Here is a 16685-nt window from a genome sequence, read left to right on the forward strand (position 1 = left end):
CGGTGGGGATAGCGCTTACCGCAGCAGAGACAGCACCCCTTGGGGGATCTGGTTGGCCTGCGCGACCATCGCGGTACCTGCTTGTTGCAGCACTTGGGTGCGGGAAAGGTTCGCGGTTTCTTGCGCGAAGTCTGCGTCCTGAATGCGCCCACGGGATGCAGAGAGGTTTTCCGACGTGTTCGACAGGTTGGACATCGCGGTCTCGAAGCGGGACTGCAAGGCACCGAGCTTGGCGCGTTCGCTGTTGATCATCGCCATCGCAGAATCGACCGTCTTCATTGCATTGGTCGCCTTGCTGAAGGTCGAGATATCGAGGCTGGCCACATCATTCAAGGTGGACGTCGCGTCCTGAAAGATGCCACCACCATCGCTCTTGACCGAGTAGCTGTTCTGCGCATCCAGGACGACATACCCGCTCGATATAACCGCTTCCACAGTGGTATCGCTGGCCGTCAGTGCCTGTGCTGCCCCCACATCTTGCAGGGTTCCATCCGTATCGACAGCCAGTTTTTGCACACTGACTTCCCCATCGTTGGCAACGCCAGTTTTGCCAACCAGAATGTTGTTGCCCGTCTCGTTATTCAGCACGATCCCTGTCCCATCGCTATTCAAGCTGGCTGTGACCCCGGTCTTGGAAGAACGGTCGTTGATCGCGGTGATGGCCGATGCCAATCCGTCCGATCCGGTATTGGAAGTCAGCGTAAAGGAAACATTCTGCGTTTCCGTACTGTTCGCACCCAGGCTGATCGTGTATGCCCCGGAGGTGGAGAAAGAGATTTCCACGTCCGTCCTGGCTGTAGCGGATACCCCGGTGTTGGGCGATTGCGTATTGATTGCAGCAGCGATATCTTTGGCGGAGTCACCGTCAGCAAAGCTGACCGTTGCCGAGCCCACGCTACCGTTGATGGCTACGGTACCGGCGGTAGTGCCATTGCCCTCGAAGGGCGAGGTCACAGCGGCTGCCGCTTGTGATTCCGCAATCGTGGCTACCGTTTGTTGGTTGCCGTAGGTGGTGGTACGCAGGTTAGCCGTAGCAGCGACAAGGGTTTGGTTGGCATTCGCGCCGACCTGGAATTGCCCGGTTCCGAAGGACCCATCGAGCAATTTCTTGCCGTTGAATTCCGTCATGACCGCGATCCGATCCAATTCACCGACGAGCTGCGTCACTTCCTGATTCAGGGCTTGCCGGTCGGTAGCGCTGTTCGTTGCGTTGGCCGACTGCACCGCCAGTTCGCGAATCCGTTGGAGGATGTTGCCGGAGGATGCCATCGCGCCTTCCGCAGTTTGCATGAGAGAGACGCCGTCGTTGGCATTGCGCACGGCTTGGTTTAAGCCGCGAATTTGCCCGGTGAAGCGTTCCGAAATTGCGAGACCCGCCGCATCGTCTTTGGCGGAATTGATGCGCATACCCGAAGACAAACGCTGAATCGACGTGCTCAGCGACGCAGCGCTGTTGCTCAGATTTCTTTGCGCTGTCAGGGAATTGACATTGGTGTTGATGGTGGCAGCCATGATATTTCTCCCAGTAAGAACCGACTGAAATAGCGCTGTGCGCTAACTACGACCCTCTACAAAACCGCCCCGATCTTTTTTCTACCCTGGATCGGGACGAACCTGCTGCAAGCCGTTGGGAACTCTTTCGGAGCGAATGGCAAAAACTTGAGGGATTCGCTGCTTCGTTCGCGTTCCCCCACGCCACGCCGCCCTGGATTACGCCCAGACCATCGTCCACCCAACCCCAAAACGCCTATGCCAAAACCAGAATAAGCCTTTGTTTTGTGCTGTTTATCCAGCCTATGCCCAAGGGGTCTCACTCCAACAATTTGCCTACCAGCTCTTCGATGAAGGCCACAAAAAAAACCGGCCAACGCAGAAGAGATGTGTGTTACCCACCTTGAAGGAGTCTCTACCATGGCCTCTACCATCAATACCAATGTCAGTTCTCTTACCGCGCAACGCCACCTCAGTACCAGCATGTCGTCGCTGTCGACGTCGATCCAGCGCCTGTCTTCAGGCCTGCGCATCAACAGCGCCAAGGACGACGCCGCCGGGCTGGCGATTTCCGAGCGCTTCACAGCCCAGATTCGTGGCCTGAACCAAGCCGCCCGCAATGCCAATGATGGCATCTCGCTGGCGCAAACCACGGAAGGGGCGATGCAATCGGCCAGCAACATCCTCCAACGGATCCGCGAGCTGGCGGTGCAATCGGCCAACGCGACCAACAGCGCCACCGATCGGCAAGCATTGAACCAGGAAGTGACGCAACTCGTCAACGAGCTCGACCGCATCTCGAACAATTCCGAGTTCAACGGGCTGAAGCTCCTCGACGGCAGCTTCGGAACGCAGCAATTCCAAGTCGGCGCCAACGCCAACCAAACGATCGTGGCTTCGACCGCAGACCTGCGCGTCAACGCCTACGGCAACAACCAGCTCATCGCCGAAGGCGCAGAAGCTGTGGCCGCAGACCCTGCGGCAACCACACCCATCGGCGCCAACAACGGCGTACTGGCCGGCAAGGTGACGATCAACGGAGCCATCGGTGCCCGCGACATCACCTACGCAGCCAATGCATCTGCTTCCGAAATCGCCAACACGATCAACGTGCAAGCCCCCAATACCGGGGTGAGCGCAACGGCGCGTACCAACGCGATGATTTCCTTCTCGGCCACGGGGTCGTATTCGATGACGATTGCCTCCAACAACGAAGAACCCGAAAGCATTTCGTTCACGCTCAATGCGACGAATGCCTCGGATGGGTTGTCGATCGCGATCTCGTCCATCAATGACCGTTCCTCCAAAACCGGGGTCATCGCCAGCCTCAGCGAAGATGGGACGGGGATCATGCTGACCAACGAATCCGGCAACAACATCCTCGTCGGCAAAACCGATCTGGTCAACGACGGCGACGTGACCGTACAGAAATATGGTTTGGATACCAATGGAGATTTTCAATCCATCGGAGCCTCTGTCAACGTCGCTGCCGGAGACCCAGCCACTGCCACCATCGTCAGCGGGTTCATCACGCTCGATTCCGAAAAGAGCTATACCGTCGATGACGATGCAACCGGCGGCAACGTTTTCACCGACGAAAGTTCGACCTTGAACGACGTGGCCAGCCTTGATGTCACGACTTTCGCCAATTCGACGAATGCGATCAAGACCGTCGATTCCGCGATGGCGTACATCAACAGCGAACGCGCCAAACTCGGCGCCTTGCAGTCGCGGTTCGAAACGACGATCTCCAGCTTGCAGATCACGTCCGAGAACATGTCGGCGTCCCGCAGCCGGATCCAGGATGCGGACTTCGCGGTGGAAACCGCCAACCTGGCCCGTGCGCAGATCCTGCAACAGGCTGGCACGGCGATGGTGGCGCAAGCGAACCAGCTCCCGCAAGGTGTGATGCAGCTTTTGAAGTAACCCTGAGGCCAGGGTGGGTAGGGTGGATCCGTAGCGCCCGGCTTGGGCGCTACGGGTACACTTTTTTTCCCCCCGGTACCTCCTTGCGGCTGCTATCGCATTGGTGGCTATCGCATTGTTTGCTTTGGTTCTTCTTGCATGTCCCGCCCTATTTCCCGAGGCTCCGACGCTCTTGCCGACCGCATCCGCGCCGCATTCGACGCCAGCAACTGGGCCGAAGCGATCCGTCTATGCAAGGCCACGCTGCGCAAGAACCCCCTGCATCTTCCGTCCCACCGCTACCTGGGTTTTGCCCTCTATCAGACGGGGGAGATCGACGCGGCATTGGCTGCGTATGGTCACGCCAACATCCTTTTTCCCGACGACGGCAAGCTGCTGCTGAATTACGCCAACATCCTGCTGCATAGCGCCCGGTTCGAGGAATCGAAAAAGCTCCTCGAACGCCTGTGTACCCTGCGGCCCGACGATGTCTTGGTGTGGATCCGCTTGTCGCAAGCCTGTTATCCCCTGCAACAGCACGAAAAAGGCTTTGCCGCCGCACAGCGTGCGGTGGAGCTGGCCGTGGAACTACCGGACAAGGTCGCGGCGCTCACCCAACGCGCCATTCAACGCCGGGAACTGGGCCAAGTGCGTGCAGCCGTTCTCGACTGCGAGGAAGGCATTACCCTCGACCCCACCTGCGAGTGCAACTACACCAACCGCCTGCTATTCATGCTGGCTGACCCGCTTTCTACCGACGAGGACATGGCGCGGGCTGCGAGGGAGTATGCAGAACAGTTCGAAACCCCCCTCAAGCCTTTCTGGCCCACCTTTGCCGACCATCCCCGTGGGCCTTGGCGCAGGCTGCGCATCGGTTTTTTGTCGGCGGACTTTCGCAACCACGCTGCGATGTACTGGATGGAAGGGCTGCTGTCCCAGCTCGACCGCAGACAGTTCGAGGTGTACGCCTTTTATATGTTCCCCAAGGACGACTGGATCACCGACCGGGTGCAATGCCATGTCGATCACTTCATTCATGTCGATCGCATGCTGCCGGAAGTGCGCGCCCAGCGCATTCAAGAGCAAGGCATCGACATCCTCGTCGACCTTTCGGGCCATACGGGCAACAACGGGTTGATGACCGTTGCCCGCAAGCCTGCTCCCGTTCAGGTCAATTGGCTCGGTTTCGTCTCGACGTCCGGGCTGAGCGCCATCGACTACAAGATCAGTTGCGCGGTGCAGGATCCCGAAGGCATCGACTTTCTCTACACCGAAAAAATCTATCGCTTACCGGTATGCGGCTGCTACCGGCCGATGATCCGCAACCCCCTCTGGCGCTACCAACCCCGCTACACGGTACGGCCTACCCCCGCAATGGCCAACGGCTACATCACCTTTGGCACGTGTAACAACCTGGGCAAGCTCACCGACGGAGTCTTGACCCTCTGGGGCCAGCTTCAACAGCGCGTTGCCGGGTCCTGGTTGTTGATCGAGGGCAAGAATTTCGACCTGCCTGCGGTGGCCGATGCCTACCGGGAACGTTGCGGCAGGCTGGGCATCGACCCCCAACGGCTCCAACTCGTTCCGCTACACCAAGACAACCAGTACCTGACGTACCACCAGATCGACATTGCGCTCGACCCCTTTCCGCTAGGGGGAGGAACGACGACGTGTGATGTGCTGTGGATGGGGGTGCCGCTCGTCACCCTGGAGGGCAAGAACGCCCAGGGGCGCATGGGGGTCTCGGCGTTGACGGCCGTCGGCAGGACGGAATGGATCGCCCCATCGACCGATGCGTACCTGGACATCGCCGCAGAGCTGGCCAGCGATGTGCAGCGGCTCAACCAGATTCGGCTGGGCCTGCGTGGGGAAACGGAGCGCTCTACGCTGATGCGTGAGGATTTCTTCCGCCACTACTTTGGCGAGGCGTTGCGGGCGATGTGGGTGCAGTGGATCGCGCAGACCAATCACCCCGGCGACCCCGACGCCCAATCCAGCGCCATCGAATCCTGGCTGCAGGACATCCCCCCGGAATGGGAGCAACCTCCCCGCCCTGGCGTGGGTATCGCACCAGGCCAGCGCATCCCGCTGGAGGAAGCGCATCAACGCTTGCAGCAGCTCATCGCCGACGCACGCAATGCCCCTCCCCCCCCATCGCTGCCCGCCCCGAAGATCGAGGACATCCGCTGGGTGGCCGCGACCCAATTTGCCGAGCTTGTGCTTTGCGCCGTTCCCCACGACCCCGTGGCCTTGACTTGCCTGGCCGAGATCGAGCTTGCGCACGGGTACAAGGACTTTGCCCTCACCTATTTGCAGTATGCAGCCCAGTCGATGTCCGGGACTTCGGGCGTCATGCGGTGAAGAGGGTTGGACTGCATCGTTCCGTCTGCGGCCACGCGGCTGGTGATTTTGGGGAAGTAGGTTTGGGCGGGGTCGATCGCCAACACAAAAGCACACGGCCCCGGTGCCTCGAAGGCTTCGGCAAAGCCGGGGCAATCGGCCACTGGCCCGTCGATCCGCAGCACGGGGATGCCATAGGCAGCAAAGAGCTTGTCCCACGGCGGTAGCCCCAGCCCGCCCTGGACTTCGCAACCGACGAAGCGCCCGGCAAAGTAGCTTTGCTGGGTCATGCGGATCGACGCATAGCCTTGGTCGTCGAACAAAAAAATCTTCAGCGATAACCGGTTGGCCACCACTGTCCCCAGCTCTTGCAGATTCTGGGCAAAGCCGCCGTCCCCCTCGAACAGGATCGTTCGCCGATCCGGGTGCGCCAACGCAGCGCCGATGGCCCCGCTCAACCCATAGCCCATCGACGCCAGCCCCTTGTTGGTGATGATCGTCTGCCCCCAGCGCTGCGCAAAAACTTGCATCGCCACGGTATACGCACAACCGCTGCTGCATGGAATGACGACGTCTTCGGCCCTGCACCACCCCGCAATCTCTTCATAGAACCGGTACGGAGACACATACCCCGCCCCCGTGTGGTTCGGTTCGACCAAGGGCAATGCATCGCGCACCTTGCTGCAGCAACGCACCCAGGCCGTGTGATCACCGAGGTGCGATCCGGCAAGGTGGCGCAACACGTCGTTGGCATCGCCCAGCACTGGCCATTCGACGTGGGGATGGCCTTTGGACAACTCAGCAGGGTCGATCTCGACCTGCAGCACTTCGCCTTCGGGGACGAATTCCTGCCAGCGAAACCCGGTTTGCTGTAGGCCCAGCCTCGTCCCGAGCGCAACGAGCAGATCGCACTTCTGGAGCAGGACGTTTGCATACCGCTGCCCCCAGGTATTGGGCCTGCCAAAGTACAGGGGGTGTTCGGCACCAACGCGATCCGCCCCGTTCCACGTGGTCATCAGGGGGATCCCCATCGCTTCGAGCTGCGCGTACACCGTTCGCATCGTCTTGCGCGACACCCCACCGCCCAACAGCAACACGGGGCGCTCTGCTGCGCGAATGCGTTCGACCAGCGCGGTCTTGACCGATGCCCCTGCCAGCGGAATGACGGGGTGCAAGCCCTCTGCGGGGTCTGCCCGCTCCAGGGATGCCTCATCCACGCTACGCGCTTGCACGTCCAGCGGCAATTCCAAAAACACTGGGCCGGGGCGCGGGCTGCCTACATTGCCCACCCAGCGCTGAAAGCTGGCCAACGACACGGGGGCATCAAGCCGCCGCGCAACACAGCACACGGGTTCCGCAATGCGCACGCCGTCGATTTCCTGAATCCCCCGCTGGCGCAGCCATAGGTCGCGCAGGTCGGCAGTTTTGACCTGCCCGCCCAGCACCAGCAGTTCCCGGCTTTCGAGGAATGCGCCAGCCAGCGCGGTGACGACATTCGTCAACCCGGGGCCAGCGGTGACCAAGGCAAAGGCTTTTTCCTGGGGGTGCGCCTCGTTGAAGTACTCGGCGGCAATGCCCGCAGCCACTTCATGCACCACCCCCACCATGCGAAAGTGCGCGCTACAGCTCGCCACCAGGTGCATCACGTTCCCCCCGGGGACGAAAAAGCAATGGGTATAGCCCATGTTGCGGAGCCACTTTGCAAGCAAGTCACTGTATTTCATGATGATGTTTCTGTTTCTATTCCACGTTGCGCGTGACCCATCACGTCGTACCTATCTTTTGCAGGAGCGACGGAAGTCGCGATCAGCGCCAGATGTACCCAAACCCGTTACCCAAAGAGGCACCATCATCCCAACGCTGGCAGGGGGGCCAGCATGGTCTGCAAATACCTGGCGGTTTCCCGAATCTGCGCTGCCAGCCCCAAGGGGTGCAGGCCCAGCTTGTTTTCCAGAAGGGAGATTCGGGTGCGGTCGCCCACATAACAGTCTTCCTCGGCATCGGCGAGCAGCGCGGGGCGCAGCACCTGCGCATGGGGAGATTGCAGCACTGCCGCCACGCACCGTCCCAGTTCGCCGAGTTCGACGACTTCCTCGCCCGCTACATCGAAAGCCTCGCACTGCCCAGGCACGCTACGCAACAACATCCTCGCGCACAACTCCAGGCAGTCCCCCACGTAGTAATACGACCGCAGCACTGGCCGCGCCGCACGCACTGCCACCGGCTCGCCTGCCAGCACCTGCCGGATCATCGAAGCCAGCGCGTAGTGCTCGATCTTGTTGATGTACGGCCCGGACAGGTTGAACACCCGCGCAATGACCAGCCGCGCACCAGCTTGGGCACACGCCGCGCCAAAGGCTTGTTCGTCTTCGACCTTGAGCCTGCCGTACTCCCGCACCGCAGCATCGCGCCCCGTGGCATGAAGGTAGTCATACACCGCGCCGGAAGAAGGCAAAACCATGCCCCATACGCTGCCGCCCCGCACCCAGCCCAGCACCCGCTCGCGCAAGGCACGATTGCGCCGTTCGTAGTCGGCCAGCGGCATCCCTTCGGCGCGATCCTTGGTCAGAAAGGCGTAGTGCCACAGCAGCAAGCCACGCCCAGCCGGGGGAACCCAGGATTCGAGCGCCCGCACGGGAGGATCATCGCGAGACCCCAGCGCAACGACCCGTTGCCCGAACTCCGCCCCCAAAGCCTGCCGGAGCATGTCCAGCGTCGCCCGGCCCAGCCAGCCGTTCGCGCCCGTAACGACAACATCGCAAGGCAAGGCACGCAGCGCCTGCGCGGATGCTTCGGTCAACGCCAGATAACTGTCATGACTTTGCACAGACACCCTGCATCAGACAAGTCATGGCAGTTTCCCTCACCCCCCAGCCCCTCTCCCGCTGGGCGAGGGGAGCTACAACCCCCGTTCGCAAATGCTTTTGCACAGCTCTGCGCTCTCCGAATACGGGGTATCCAGCTCGTCGATCGTCAGGGGGGCGTCTTTTTTGCAATCGGCCAACAGGCGGTGCCCGTACTTGCCAAGCATCAGCTCGCGGCTGGAAATCTGTTTCTTTTGCAAGGGGATGGCGAGGTACACATCGTCCGCAGTGAGCAATTGCCCTTTGACCAAATCGCGCTTGGCATACACCCCACGCACATAGGAATCGAGATAGTCGACCTCCTTCGCCAGCGGAATCCTGCGCTCCATACCGGAGTTGCCAATCATCTCCTTGGCTTTTTTCCAGGCCTTGAACCAGGTATCGATCTGGTGCGGTAGCGAGGAATACTTGGCCACCTGAAAGCCGTCATCGTCGATGTCGATGTGCCGCTCGAAGGTGCGTGCGCCCTTGGCCACGGCGATCTGGATCGAGGCAGTCCAGTCCCGGTACTCGTGGCAGGAATAGCCAATGACCAGATTGGGGTAGCGGTGGCGAAGGTAGTCGATCTGCCCTAGCTCGCACTCGCAGTCTTCATGGGGATAGGCCGCGACGCAGTGGTTAAGCGCCAGCGGAATGTTGCGCCGCTCAAAAAACGCGACCAGGTCGTCCATATCTTTCTTGGACATCCCCCCCGTCGAGACGATCACGGGCTTGCGCGTCGTGGCGATTTTTTCGAGCAAGGTCCAGTCGTTGTTGTCCGCGCTGGCGACCTTGATGATCGGCATATTGAATTCGACGCACCAATCGACCGACTTTTCATCGAAAGGGGTCGACATCGGAATGCAACCGCTGCCGCGAATGGCATCGACAAGGGCGGTGAATTCCTCCTTCGTCAGCCTCGTTCCCGTAACGCGCTGGATATAGCGAATATCGTTGCGGTGGACGAAATCCTTGTGGATGAAATTGTCAATGTCCCGAAACTGGAGCTTGATCGCAGCCCGGACATTGTTGAAACGAACGATCTTGGAAAACCGCTCGATGATGGCCAAACCACGCTGCACGCTGCCTTGGTGGTTGCTCGCCATTTCCAGCACGAAAAGGTCTTCAAATATCCTGTTTTGCATGATGGCTCCGCGTAGACATTCCCGCCACATCACACGTTTTGCACGATTGCACGTTTTGCACGATCTGGCGCGCTTTCCCAAGGGATCAATCATTGTAGGCACGCACTTTTTGGGCCTATTGGCCTATTACAGGGGGGATTTCCCCCTTTACTGTGTACGTCACGCAGCGGCTTTTCGATGCTCCCCTCGCCCAGCGGGAGAGGAGCGGGGGGTGTGAGGGAGACGCACAATCCCTTACCCTTTCGCCCCCGTTGTGCCGCTACCCGCGAACATGCCCGCCCCCGCATACGCCCCCCCCGAACGCTACGTGGCGCGCACCCTTGCGCGGGCCGGGAGCAGCTTTCGTTTTGCGTTCCGGTTCCTTCCTCCACGCCGCCGCGCGGCCATCTCGGCGTTCTATGCTTTCTGCCGGGAAGTGGACGACGCCGTGGACGACGCGGCATCGACAGCGCAAGCCGAATCGGCACTGGCATGGTGGCGAGAAGAACTGCCCCGCGCCTTTGCCGGGGCGCCTACGCACCCGGCCATGCAAGCGCTGCTGCCCCACGCTACGGACTTCGGCATCCGCGAAGAGCAATTGCGCGCCATCGTCGAAGGCTGCGCGATGGACATTGACCATGCCCGCTACCCCGACTATGCGTCGCTACAGCGGTACTGTCACCTCGTCGCCGGCATCGTCGGCGAAGTAGCCGCCGGCATCTTCGGCCAGACCCACCCGCAAACCACCGAATACGCGCACGCCTTGGGCCAAGCCCTGCAATTGACGAACATCGTCCGTGACGTGGGCGAAGATGCCCGGCGCGGACGCATCTACCTGCCGCTCGACGAACTGGAGCGCTTTGGCGTGGCGACTGCGGACATCGTCGACCAGCGCGACACCCCCGCCTTTGCCGCGCTGATGCGATTCCAAGCGCAGCGGGCGCATGGATGGTTCGACCGCGCCCTGGGGCTATTGCCCGACTGCGACCGCCGCGCCCAACAGCCCGGCCTGATGATGGCGCACCTGTACCGCGCCCTGCTACGCGCCATTGAGCGCGAGGGTTTTCCCGTTCTGCACCGGCGCACCCGGCTGCACCCCCTGCACAAACTCTGGGTGGCGGGCACCGTATTGGCTGGGGGGAAGTAAATGGATGTCGCCGTCATCGGGGCAGGATGGGCCGGGCTGGCCGCAGCGGTGGCAGCGCGCTCGCAGGGGTACGACGTCACCGTTTTCGAGGCTACGCGCACCGTCGGGGGCCGCGCGCGTACGCTGCTCGAACCTCAAGTGCTGCTCGATGGCACGTCGGCCATCCTCGATAACGGGCAACACATCCTCAGCGGCGCGTACACCGCCACGCTGCAACTGCTCGATACCGTTGGCGTCGATGCCGCCCACACCCTGCTGCCCCAGGGGTTGGATTTGCGTTACCCCGACGGCACCGGGCTGCGTTTTCCCGACTGGCACCCCACGCTGGACTTGCTCTGGGCCAGCCTGCGGGCGCGGGGTTGGCACCTGCGTGATGCCCTGGCCCTGCTGCGCAACGCTGCGGCGTGGCAAAGCGCCGGGTTCTCATGCAACCCTGCCATCACGGTCGCAGAACTGTGCGCACACCTGCCACAGCGCGTGCGCAGCGGGCTGATCGACCCGCTATGTGTTTCCGCGCTCAATACGCCTGCCCACCTTGCCAGCGCGCACATGTTTCTGCGCGTGCTGCATGACGGGGTAGTCGGGTGCCCCCGAGGGGCGCGACTGCTGCTGCCCACCGTCGATCTGGGCCGCCTATTCCCGCAGGCCGCGCTGGCTTGGCTCCGCGAACAAGGCGTGGCATGCCACTTGGGGGAACGTGTAGAGAGCCTGGTACACCATGGCCGGGGCTGGCGCGTGGGCGATGAGGAGTTTTCCGCAGTGCTGCTGGCGACGGACGCCGCCCAAAGCGCACGCATCCTCCACGCATCGCTCAACAGCACCCCGGCGATCATGGCCCAGCGGCTGCTGAGCTGGGCCGCCATGGCGCAGGAATTGCGCACTACCGCCATTGCGACGGTCTACGCCTGGGGCGCAGGGTTGCGACTACCGCGACCAATGTGCCACCTGCCCAGCGACGACGAACACCCCGCGCAATTCGTCTTCGACCGAGGCCAGCTCGGCGGCCCGGCGGGGCTGCTGGCCTTCGTCGTCAGCGACAGCAACGCAACACGCGAACACACCGAAGAAGCCGTGCTGCACCAAGCACGAGAGCAACTGGGGTGGACGCTGACCCCCGTGCAAACCGTCGTTGAAAAACGCGCCACTTTCTGCTGCGAACCCCGCATCGCCCGCCCGCCACACCGCATCGCCCCCGGCCTGCTGGCCTGCGCGGACTTCGTTGCCAACCCCTACCCCGCAACGCTGGAAGGCGCAGTCCGCAATGCCTTGGATGCCGTGCGCGCGCTGCCTGTGGCTACGCCGTTGGGGTGAGGGGGGGCCGGATACCCGGCTCCATTACGAAACCAGATGCCCCGAAAACTTCAAGTTTTTGCCACCGCACTGCGGGCAATCGAAACGCAACAAACCCACCTTGAGCGCCCATTCAATACCCGGTGAATAGATCAGCCGCGAATCCACCGTAACGGTTTGGGAACAATCCAGACAAATATACCCCTCCCACTCCCCAGCCAAAGCAGGATAGCGGGGTAGAAAAGCTTCCAACGACTTCAGTTGCATAGGGTGCTCCTTTCTTGCTTCTTGCTGTAAAGCAGGGGATGTTACGGAAGGAGGATGACAGGTGGTGTCGCGAAAGGGATTGTTTGTACGATTTTTTTCACTATGCTTTGAAGACTACTCAATTCATGCGCAGGAAACCCGGTGTTTTTTGCCAACGATACGGCTGTAGCCAAAATTTCGCGGATAGGCCTTCTTTTTGAAAATAACTCAACAACCACCAGCTAAAGCTGGTGGGTTGATATTACGGACTGAAAGTCCGGATACGCGTCGGCTGAACGACGCGTTTTAGCCCGGCTCCATCTTGAAATCATCGTTCTGCCTCGGTTCAAAATGGTGTTCTAAGTAGCTCTTAATCATTTCTTCTGTCATCTGCCCTACAGTTGCACAAAAGTATCCTCTCGCCCAAAAGTGACGTCCCCAGTATCTCTTTTTTATGTGTGGAAACTCTTCCAACAGCTTGCTTGCTGTCCGCCCTTTCAGCCTCCGGACAATCTCACTTGGTGCCATTACCGGCGGGCAACTTACCAAGATATGCACGTGATCCTTACTTACCACACCCTTCACAATCCTGATTTCAAATGCCTCACATGTTTCTCGCACTAGCTCTCTGACCCGCTCCCCAATTTCTCCCGTCAGAACCTTGTAACGGTATTTCGTAACCCATACAAAGTGATACTCTATCTGGAATACTGTATGACTTCCGTATCTATAATCCATGCCGTCCCCTTTTTTGAGGCTTATTCGCGTAGCTAAAGCTGACCGGCTAAAGCCGGTGGTTTTAACCTTGTGATTGATAATAAAATGTGATTTACCCAGCTCATTATCGTAGAAAAAGAAACGGTAAGCGCCAATACGTAGAATTTTTGGCATTGTATGCATTGCACTATGGTACCAATACTCCACCATATACGAAAAAATTTTTGATTTTACAACAGTAGACTAATATCATTTAGTGATTGGCATTGAAAAACGCCACTTGCGCCAGATTAAATTGGAGAGGTATGTGCCGCGAAAATCGCTTTGAGATGCACACATATTTGCTGGTTTATGGCGACAAACTCATTCCAACTGTATATGTGCGAAAAATGCAACTCATACATCCGATCTACCCTGCAAATATCTGGACGTTCATAATAAATGGAACATCCTTTATATGTGACATCGTAATACTTGCATATACCATCACCTCGATCTAGAAAATGAGTTTCATCACTTAAATGTACGTTCTGGCAACACAACCCGCATCTCGTACAGGGGAACGCACGTGCGAATAGCATATTCACTTCGCTACAGATGCTAACCACGCACGCGTGCTGTTCAAGTTACCCATTTCGTACGGCAGCTTGATTCCCCGCTTAGCAATCTCTCTATTTAAAACTTGGCCACGCTGTATTTCATCGTTACAGTCAACTAAATCACGCGAAAACGCAGCCAATTCTTCAATATTCATATTAAGCTCCAAACGCGCTAATTCGATCAGGTAACGATCCAATTCTGCATTAATAGCTTGATATTTTTTTACTAAAACCGCGTGCGGCATTATGGATTCGACATATGCCCAAAGCTTTTGCGCCACACTGCTGTGCAATAAAACATATGTGAGACCCAGTGTTGCCAACCCAGTCACTAGAGCACTTGTGAACCCCGCTAATTCAGCACCGAATGGGAAATTACACAATGGCAACAATGATGCATGTACACTTGAGCCAATTGCCACACCTGCAGCAGCCGATAATATACCAGCCACAGCTTGGCATAATTCAACAATACTCAACTGATCGGGATTGAAAAAAATTAACTTGAAGGCTTTGATCAATTGACCCCAAATTTCCCGAATGATTTTTATTGCTGCGCGTTGTGTTGTGGCAAAGATGTTGAAAATCGTTGTGGTTAAATTAGACATAGCACCAGCAAAAAATCCATCCTGAAAGCTCGTTAGAAAATCTTTAAATCGCTGTTGGACCCGATGCCAAATTCCATGAAAAGCATCTTTTATTTGAACAAAAAATTTTTCGAAACTAAAATTTTTTTGAATGGTTATTAGAATTTTCGGAATCTGTGCGCGTAACTCGTACCAAACTTCTGCCATTACCAACCCTAGAACCTGGCGCACCCCCATTCTAAGCCCAGCTTTGGCAGATGTACTGGAAATATTCTTTATAAATTTGCTACTAGTATAGTATACTTTATTGACCTCCATGTTGTATGATGCACGTGCTTCTTGGTCTTTTTTCTTCATCGCATTAGGATCAATTGATTTAAATTCGGCATTTTTCTTCTTTAACTTCTCAATTTTTGCTTCGAGTTTTCTTGCCACATGTTTCTGCTCGGGTGTTTTACGTGGTAAAGCATCCAGTTCTACCTGCATCTTGTCCATTTTTGTTTCATTACCTTCGATTCTGCTCGGCAATTTTTTTAAAAATTCCTTGATGGGTGTCTGCTTCTTGGACTTGTTGATGGTTTCACTTGTAGATTGTAAATTACTATCCTTGTTTGCCAATTCAACGCCACTCATTTCCGCCAACACTCGACCTGGATCCTCATGAATTTCTTTTGCGGAAATAATGTGATCCAGGTTTGGCTGCTCACTTGCGATAAAATATTTATCACGATAACCATCATGTAGCTCACCTTTTTGAAAGGAGACCTTATCTCTTGAACCTCTGGCTATGTAATTAGGATGTGTGTGATATTGCGTACTATTATAATTACCGCGCTGTTTATAATCTTCTTCTGCTTCTTTTGTTGCCCAGACGTTTTTGCGTCCATTGTGAATGGTATCTACATCACCGCCCAATTTATCTTCAATAAGTAAAAAATCTAATCCAAAAGTAGTAGCCAAGCTAGAAACCACTGTTCTCTCAAGCTCATCGACCCAAGGAAAGTCAGCAATTGTATTATACATTTGATTTTGTATGAAATTTAAAATATTTGAAAAAAATGTGCGCAGGCATGTTTCCGTACGCACAAGTGTAGTGGTCAAGCAGTTTCGATACCACTCGCTTTATTTTTCGCCTGACATAGTGCTGACTCAAGAGCAGTGTCATTAAGCATCATAAAGCCATCACTATCTTTCTCCATTTCAGGCACGCCGTCTTTGTTACACACAACTTGACCTTTTACCTCCTTAGGTTTAAATATTGGTGTAGTTATGAGATCCACCATAATAGCAGCCAGCGCAAAACCATTTTCAATGGCGCGGAGAATACTATCTCCCAACTTCTCTATCTCGGCTTTTACATCAACATTTCGACCCTTGATATCTTCAATAAAAATATTGATATCTTTAAGATCGTCAAAATATAGCTGGAATTCGCCAAAAATTGAGAGCAATTCACGTTTGATTCTGCGCGCATATCTTGCTGTCTCTTCTAACTGATCGATAGCTTTCCGCAGTTTTTCTACCGCACTGGTAACCTCTGCATCGGCTTTGCGTGCGTTTTTAAGTGCTTCGTCACCATGACTGTCGTATGCCCAACCAGCAATGGCAAGCACAGGCGCTGCCACAGCAGCACCCAAAATGGCCGTCCCGCCAGCCATGCCTAACCCACCAGCGGATAGAGCACCGCCCCCCAGGGCAGCTAGCGTTGCGTTGGTGGCAGCCACGCCTGACAAGGCAGAAATAGCAGTACCTGTAGATGCAGCGCCCAACGCCATCACCCCACCATAGACAGCAAACCCTACAGCCGCTCCGGTCGCAGCAGCGCCGACTGCTGAACCCAATACACCAATCGCTGTATAACTGTAGTCTTCTATTTTTTGCAGTTTATGCTTAGGAATGCTGATACATAGCTTCTTTGCCCGTCCATCATTGAGCTTCCGTAACAGTTCGTCAGCTAAAGTTTTGAATTCACAAATACTATTTCCGATTTCTAGCTCTTTCTTTCCTAGAGTATCGAACGCTAAGGTGGTTTCTTTATCCTGCTCATCGAAAGCGGATTTTTGGCGTTCATAACGAGTCTTGGCTCTATCAACAATCTCATCAGCTTCTGAGTGCTTCTGATAGCCGTCGTAACCTTTTTTGACGCCATATGAGGCAGCAGCTATGGCACCGGCTGCAATAATTAATGGTAAAGGCATGATATTATTAAATTTGATAAGTTAGAAAATTCTTGGAAGAAGCTGCACACAATCTTATTTCTAGCATGATATCTAATGCATATTTCTGCATCGGAGCCGATTTTGATTAGGATGTTGCGTAGCTATATAAATTTTTCGATCAGGATTTTTCGGCTTTATTGATCCTCCGGTATATGTTTAATATCCAATAGAGCCTTG

At 56.5% G+C, this 16685-nt stretch carries 12 protein-coding genes; 4 read left to right on the top strand and 8 right to left on the bottom strand.

All coding sequences use genetic code 11. The features are described 5' to 3' along the window. Nucleotides 1–15: 15 nt before the first annotated feature. The gene (locus tag CENROD_RS06305; protein ID WP_022772860.1) at nucleotides 16–1512 is read right to left on the bottom strand and encodes a flagellin N-terminal helical domain-containing protein; all 1497 of its coding nucleotides are present in this window, start codon (nucleotides 1510–1512) and stop codon (nucleotides 16–18) included. Nucleotides 1513–1911: 399 nt separating this feature from the next. Here CENROD_RS06305 and CENROD_RS06310 point away from each other — a divergent pair, with 399 nt between their 5' ends. Both CENROD_RS06310 and CENROD_RS06315 read left to right on the top strand, forming a co-directional pair. Beyond that, nucleotides 1912–3417: a flagellin N-terminal helical domain-containing protein gene (locus CENROD_RS06310; RefSeq protein WP_022772864.1), complete on the top strand. Its 1506-nt coding sequence runs from the start codon at nucleotides 1912–1914 to the stop codon at nucleotides 3415–3417. A 138-nt stretch (nucleotides 3418–3555) separates the two neighbouring features. Then, nucleotides 3556–5757 (top strand): O-linked N-acetylglucosamine transferase, SPINDLY family protein, encoded by a 2202-nt coding sequence (locus CENROD_RS06315; protein ID WP_022772867.1) that lies wholly within the window; start codon nucleotides 3556–3558, stop codon nucleotides 5755–5757. Here the strand turns inward: CENROD_RS06315 and CENROD_RS06320 are convergent. The 3 genes from CENROD_RS06320 to CENROD_RS06330 all read right to left on the bottom strand — a co-directional run bounded on the left by CENROD_RS06320 (nucleotide 5703) and on the right by CENROD_RS06330 (nucleotide 9724). Continuing rightward, a complete protein-coding gene (locus CENROD_RS06320) occupies nucleotides 5703–7460 on the bottom strand; it encodes a thiamine pyrophosphate-binding protein (protein ID WP_022772870.1) in 1758 nt (585 codons plus the stop codon). The genes CENROD_RS06315 and CENROD_RS06320 overlap by 55 nt on opposite strands. Before the next feature lie 125 nt (nucleotides 7461–7585). Then, the gene (locus CENROD_RS06325; protein ID WP_022772874.1) at nucleotides 7586–8563 is read right to left on the bottom strand and encodes an NAD-dependent epimerase/dehydratase family protein; all 978 of its coding nucleotides are present in this window, start codon (nucleotides 8561–8563) and stop codon (nucleotides 7586–7588) included. A 72-nt stretch (nucleotides 8564–8635) separates the two neighbouring features. Continuing rightward, on the bottom strand, nucleotides 8636–9724 hold the full coding sequence (locus CENROD_RS06330) for an N-acetylneuraminate synthase family protein (RefSeq protein WP_022772877.1): 1089 nt from the start codon (nucleotides 9722–9724) through the stop codon (nucleotides 8636–8638). A 271-nt stretch (nucleotides 9725–9995) separates the two neighbouring features. On the opposite strand from CENROD_RS06330, the gene hpnD reads away from it, so the two are divergent. Next, complete coding sequence (hpnD, locus tag CENROD_RS06335) at nucleotides 9996–10850, top strand: presqualene diphosphate synthase HpnD (protein WP_022772884.1); 855 nt, start codon at nucleotides 9996–9998, stop codon at nucleotides 10848–10850. Continuing rightward, nucleotides 10851–12161: a hydroxysqualene dehydroxylase gene (locus tag CENROD_RS06340; protein ID WP_022772888.1), complete on the top strand. Its 1311-nt coding sequence runs from the start codon at nucleotides 10851–10853 to the stop codon at nucleotides 12159–12161. Nucleotides 12162–12185: 24 nt separating this feature from the next. Here the strand turns inward: CENROD_RS06340 and CENROD_RS06345 are convergent, their stop codons facing one another. The 4 genes from CENROD_RS06345 to CENROD_RS06360 form a co-directional block, all read right to left on the bottom strand. Continuing rightward, nucleotides 12186–12407 carry a hypothetical protein gene (locus tag CENROD_RS06345; RefSeq protein ID WP_022772891.1) on the bottom strand — a complete coding sequence of 74 codons (222 nt, stop codon included), beginning with the start codon at nucleotides 12405–12407 and terminating at the stop codon, nucleotides 12186–12188. A 285-nt stretch (nucleotides 12408–12692) separates the two neighbouring features. Further along, complete coding sequence (gene tnpA / locus CENROD_RS06350) at nucleotides 12693–13124, bottom strand: IS200/IS605 family transposase (RefSeq protein ID WP_022776326.1); 432 nt, start codon at nucleotides 13122–13124, stop codon at nucleotides 12693–12695. Between the two features lie 562 nt (nucleotides 13125–13686). Beyond that, nucleotides 13687–15390 carry a hypothetical protein gene (locus CENROD_RS06355; RefSeq protein WP_238551749.1) on the bottom strand — a complete coding sequence of 568 codons (1704 nt, stop codon included), beginning with the start codon at nucleotides 15388–15390 and terminating at the stop codon, nucleotides 13687–13689. Further along, nucleotides 15387–16487, bottom strand: coding sequence for a hypothetical protein (locus CENROD_RS06360; protein WP_022772901.1), 1101 nt, complete (start codon nucleotides 16485–16487; stop codon nucleotides 15387–15389). The genes CENROD_RS06355 and CENROD_RS06360 overlap by 4 nt, the downstream gene beginning before the upstream one ends. Nucleotides 16488–16685: the final 198 nt, after the last annotated feature.

The sequence above is a fragment of the Candidatus Symbiobacter mobilis CR genome (genome assembly GCF_000477435.1).
GTDB lineage: Bacteria > Pseudomonadota > Gammaproteobacteria > Burkholderiales > Burkholderiaceae_C > Rhodoferax > Rhodoferax mobilis.

What these genes read in the sequence shown, in the direction of transcription:
- CENROD_RS06320 (WP_022772870.1), bottom strand. Translation starts at nt 7,460, where the DNA reads ATGAAATACAGTGACTTGCTTGCAAAGTGGCTCCGCAACATGGGCTAT.
- CENROD_RS06340 (WP_022772888.1), top strand. Translation starts at nt 10,851, where the DNA reads ATGGATGTCGCCGTCATCGGGGCAGGATGGGCCGGGCTGGCCGCAGCG.
- tnpA (WP_022776326.1), bottom strand. Translation starts at nt 13,124, where the DNA reads ATGGATTATAGATACGGAAGTCATACAGTATTCCAGATAGAGTATCAC.
- CENROD_RS06315 (WP_022772867.1), top strand. Translation starts at nt 3,556, where the DNA reads ATGTCCCGCCCTATTTCCCGAGGCTCCGACGCTCTTGCCGACCGCATC.
- CENROD_RS06330 (WP_022772877.1), bottom strand. Translation starts at nt 9,724, where the DNA reads ATGCAAAACAGGATATTTGAAGACCTTTTCGTGCTGGAAATGGCGAGC.
- CENROD_RS06305 (WP_022772860.1), bottom strand. Translation starts at nt 1,512, where the DNA reads ATGGCTGCCACCATCAACACCAATGTCAATTCCCTGACAGCGCAAAGA.
- CENROD_RS06345 (WP_022772891.1), bottom strand. Translation starts at nt 12,407, where the DNA reads ATGCAACTGAAGTCGTTGGAAGCTTTTCTACCCCGCTATCCTGCTTTG.
- CENROD_RS06310 (WP_022772864.1), top strand. Translation starts at nt 1,912, where the DNA reads ATGGCCTCTACCATCAATACCAATGTCAGTTCTCTTACCGCGCAACGC.
- CENROD_RS06360 (WP_022772901.1), bottom strand. Translation starts at nt 16,487, where the DNA reads ATGCCTTTACCATTAATTATTGCAGCCGGTGCCATAGCTGCTGCCTCA.
- hpnD (WP_022772884.1), top strand. Translation starts at nt 9,996, where the DNA reads ATGCCCGCCCCCGCATACGCCCCCCCCGAACGCTACGTGGCGCGCACC.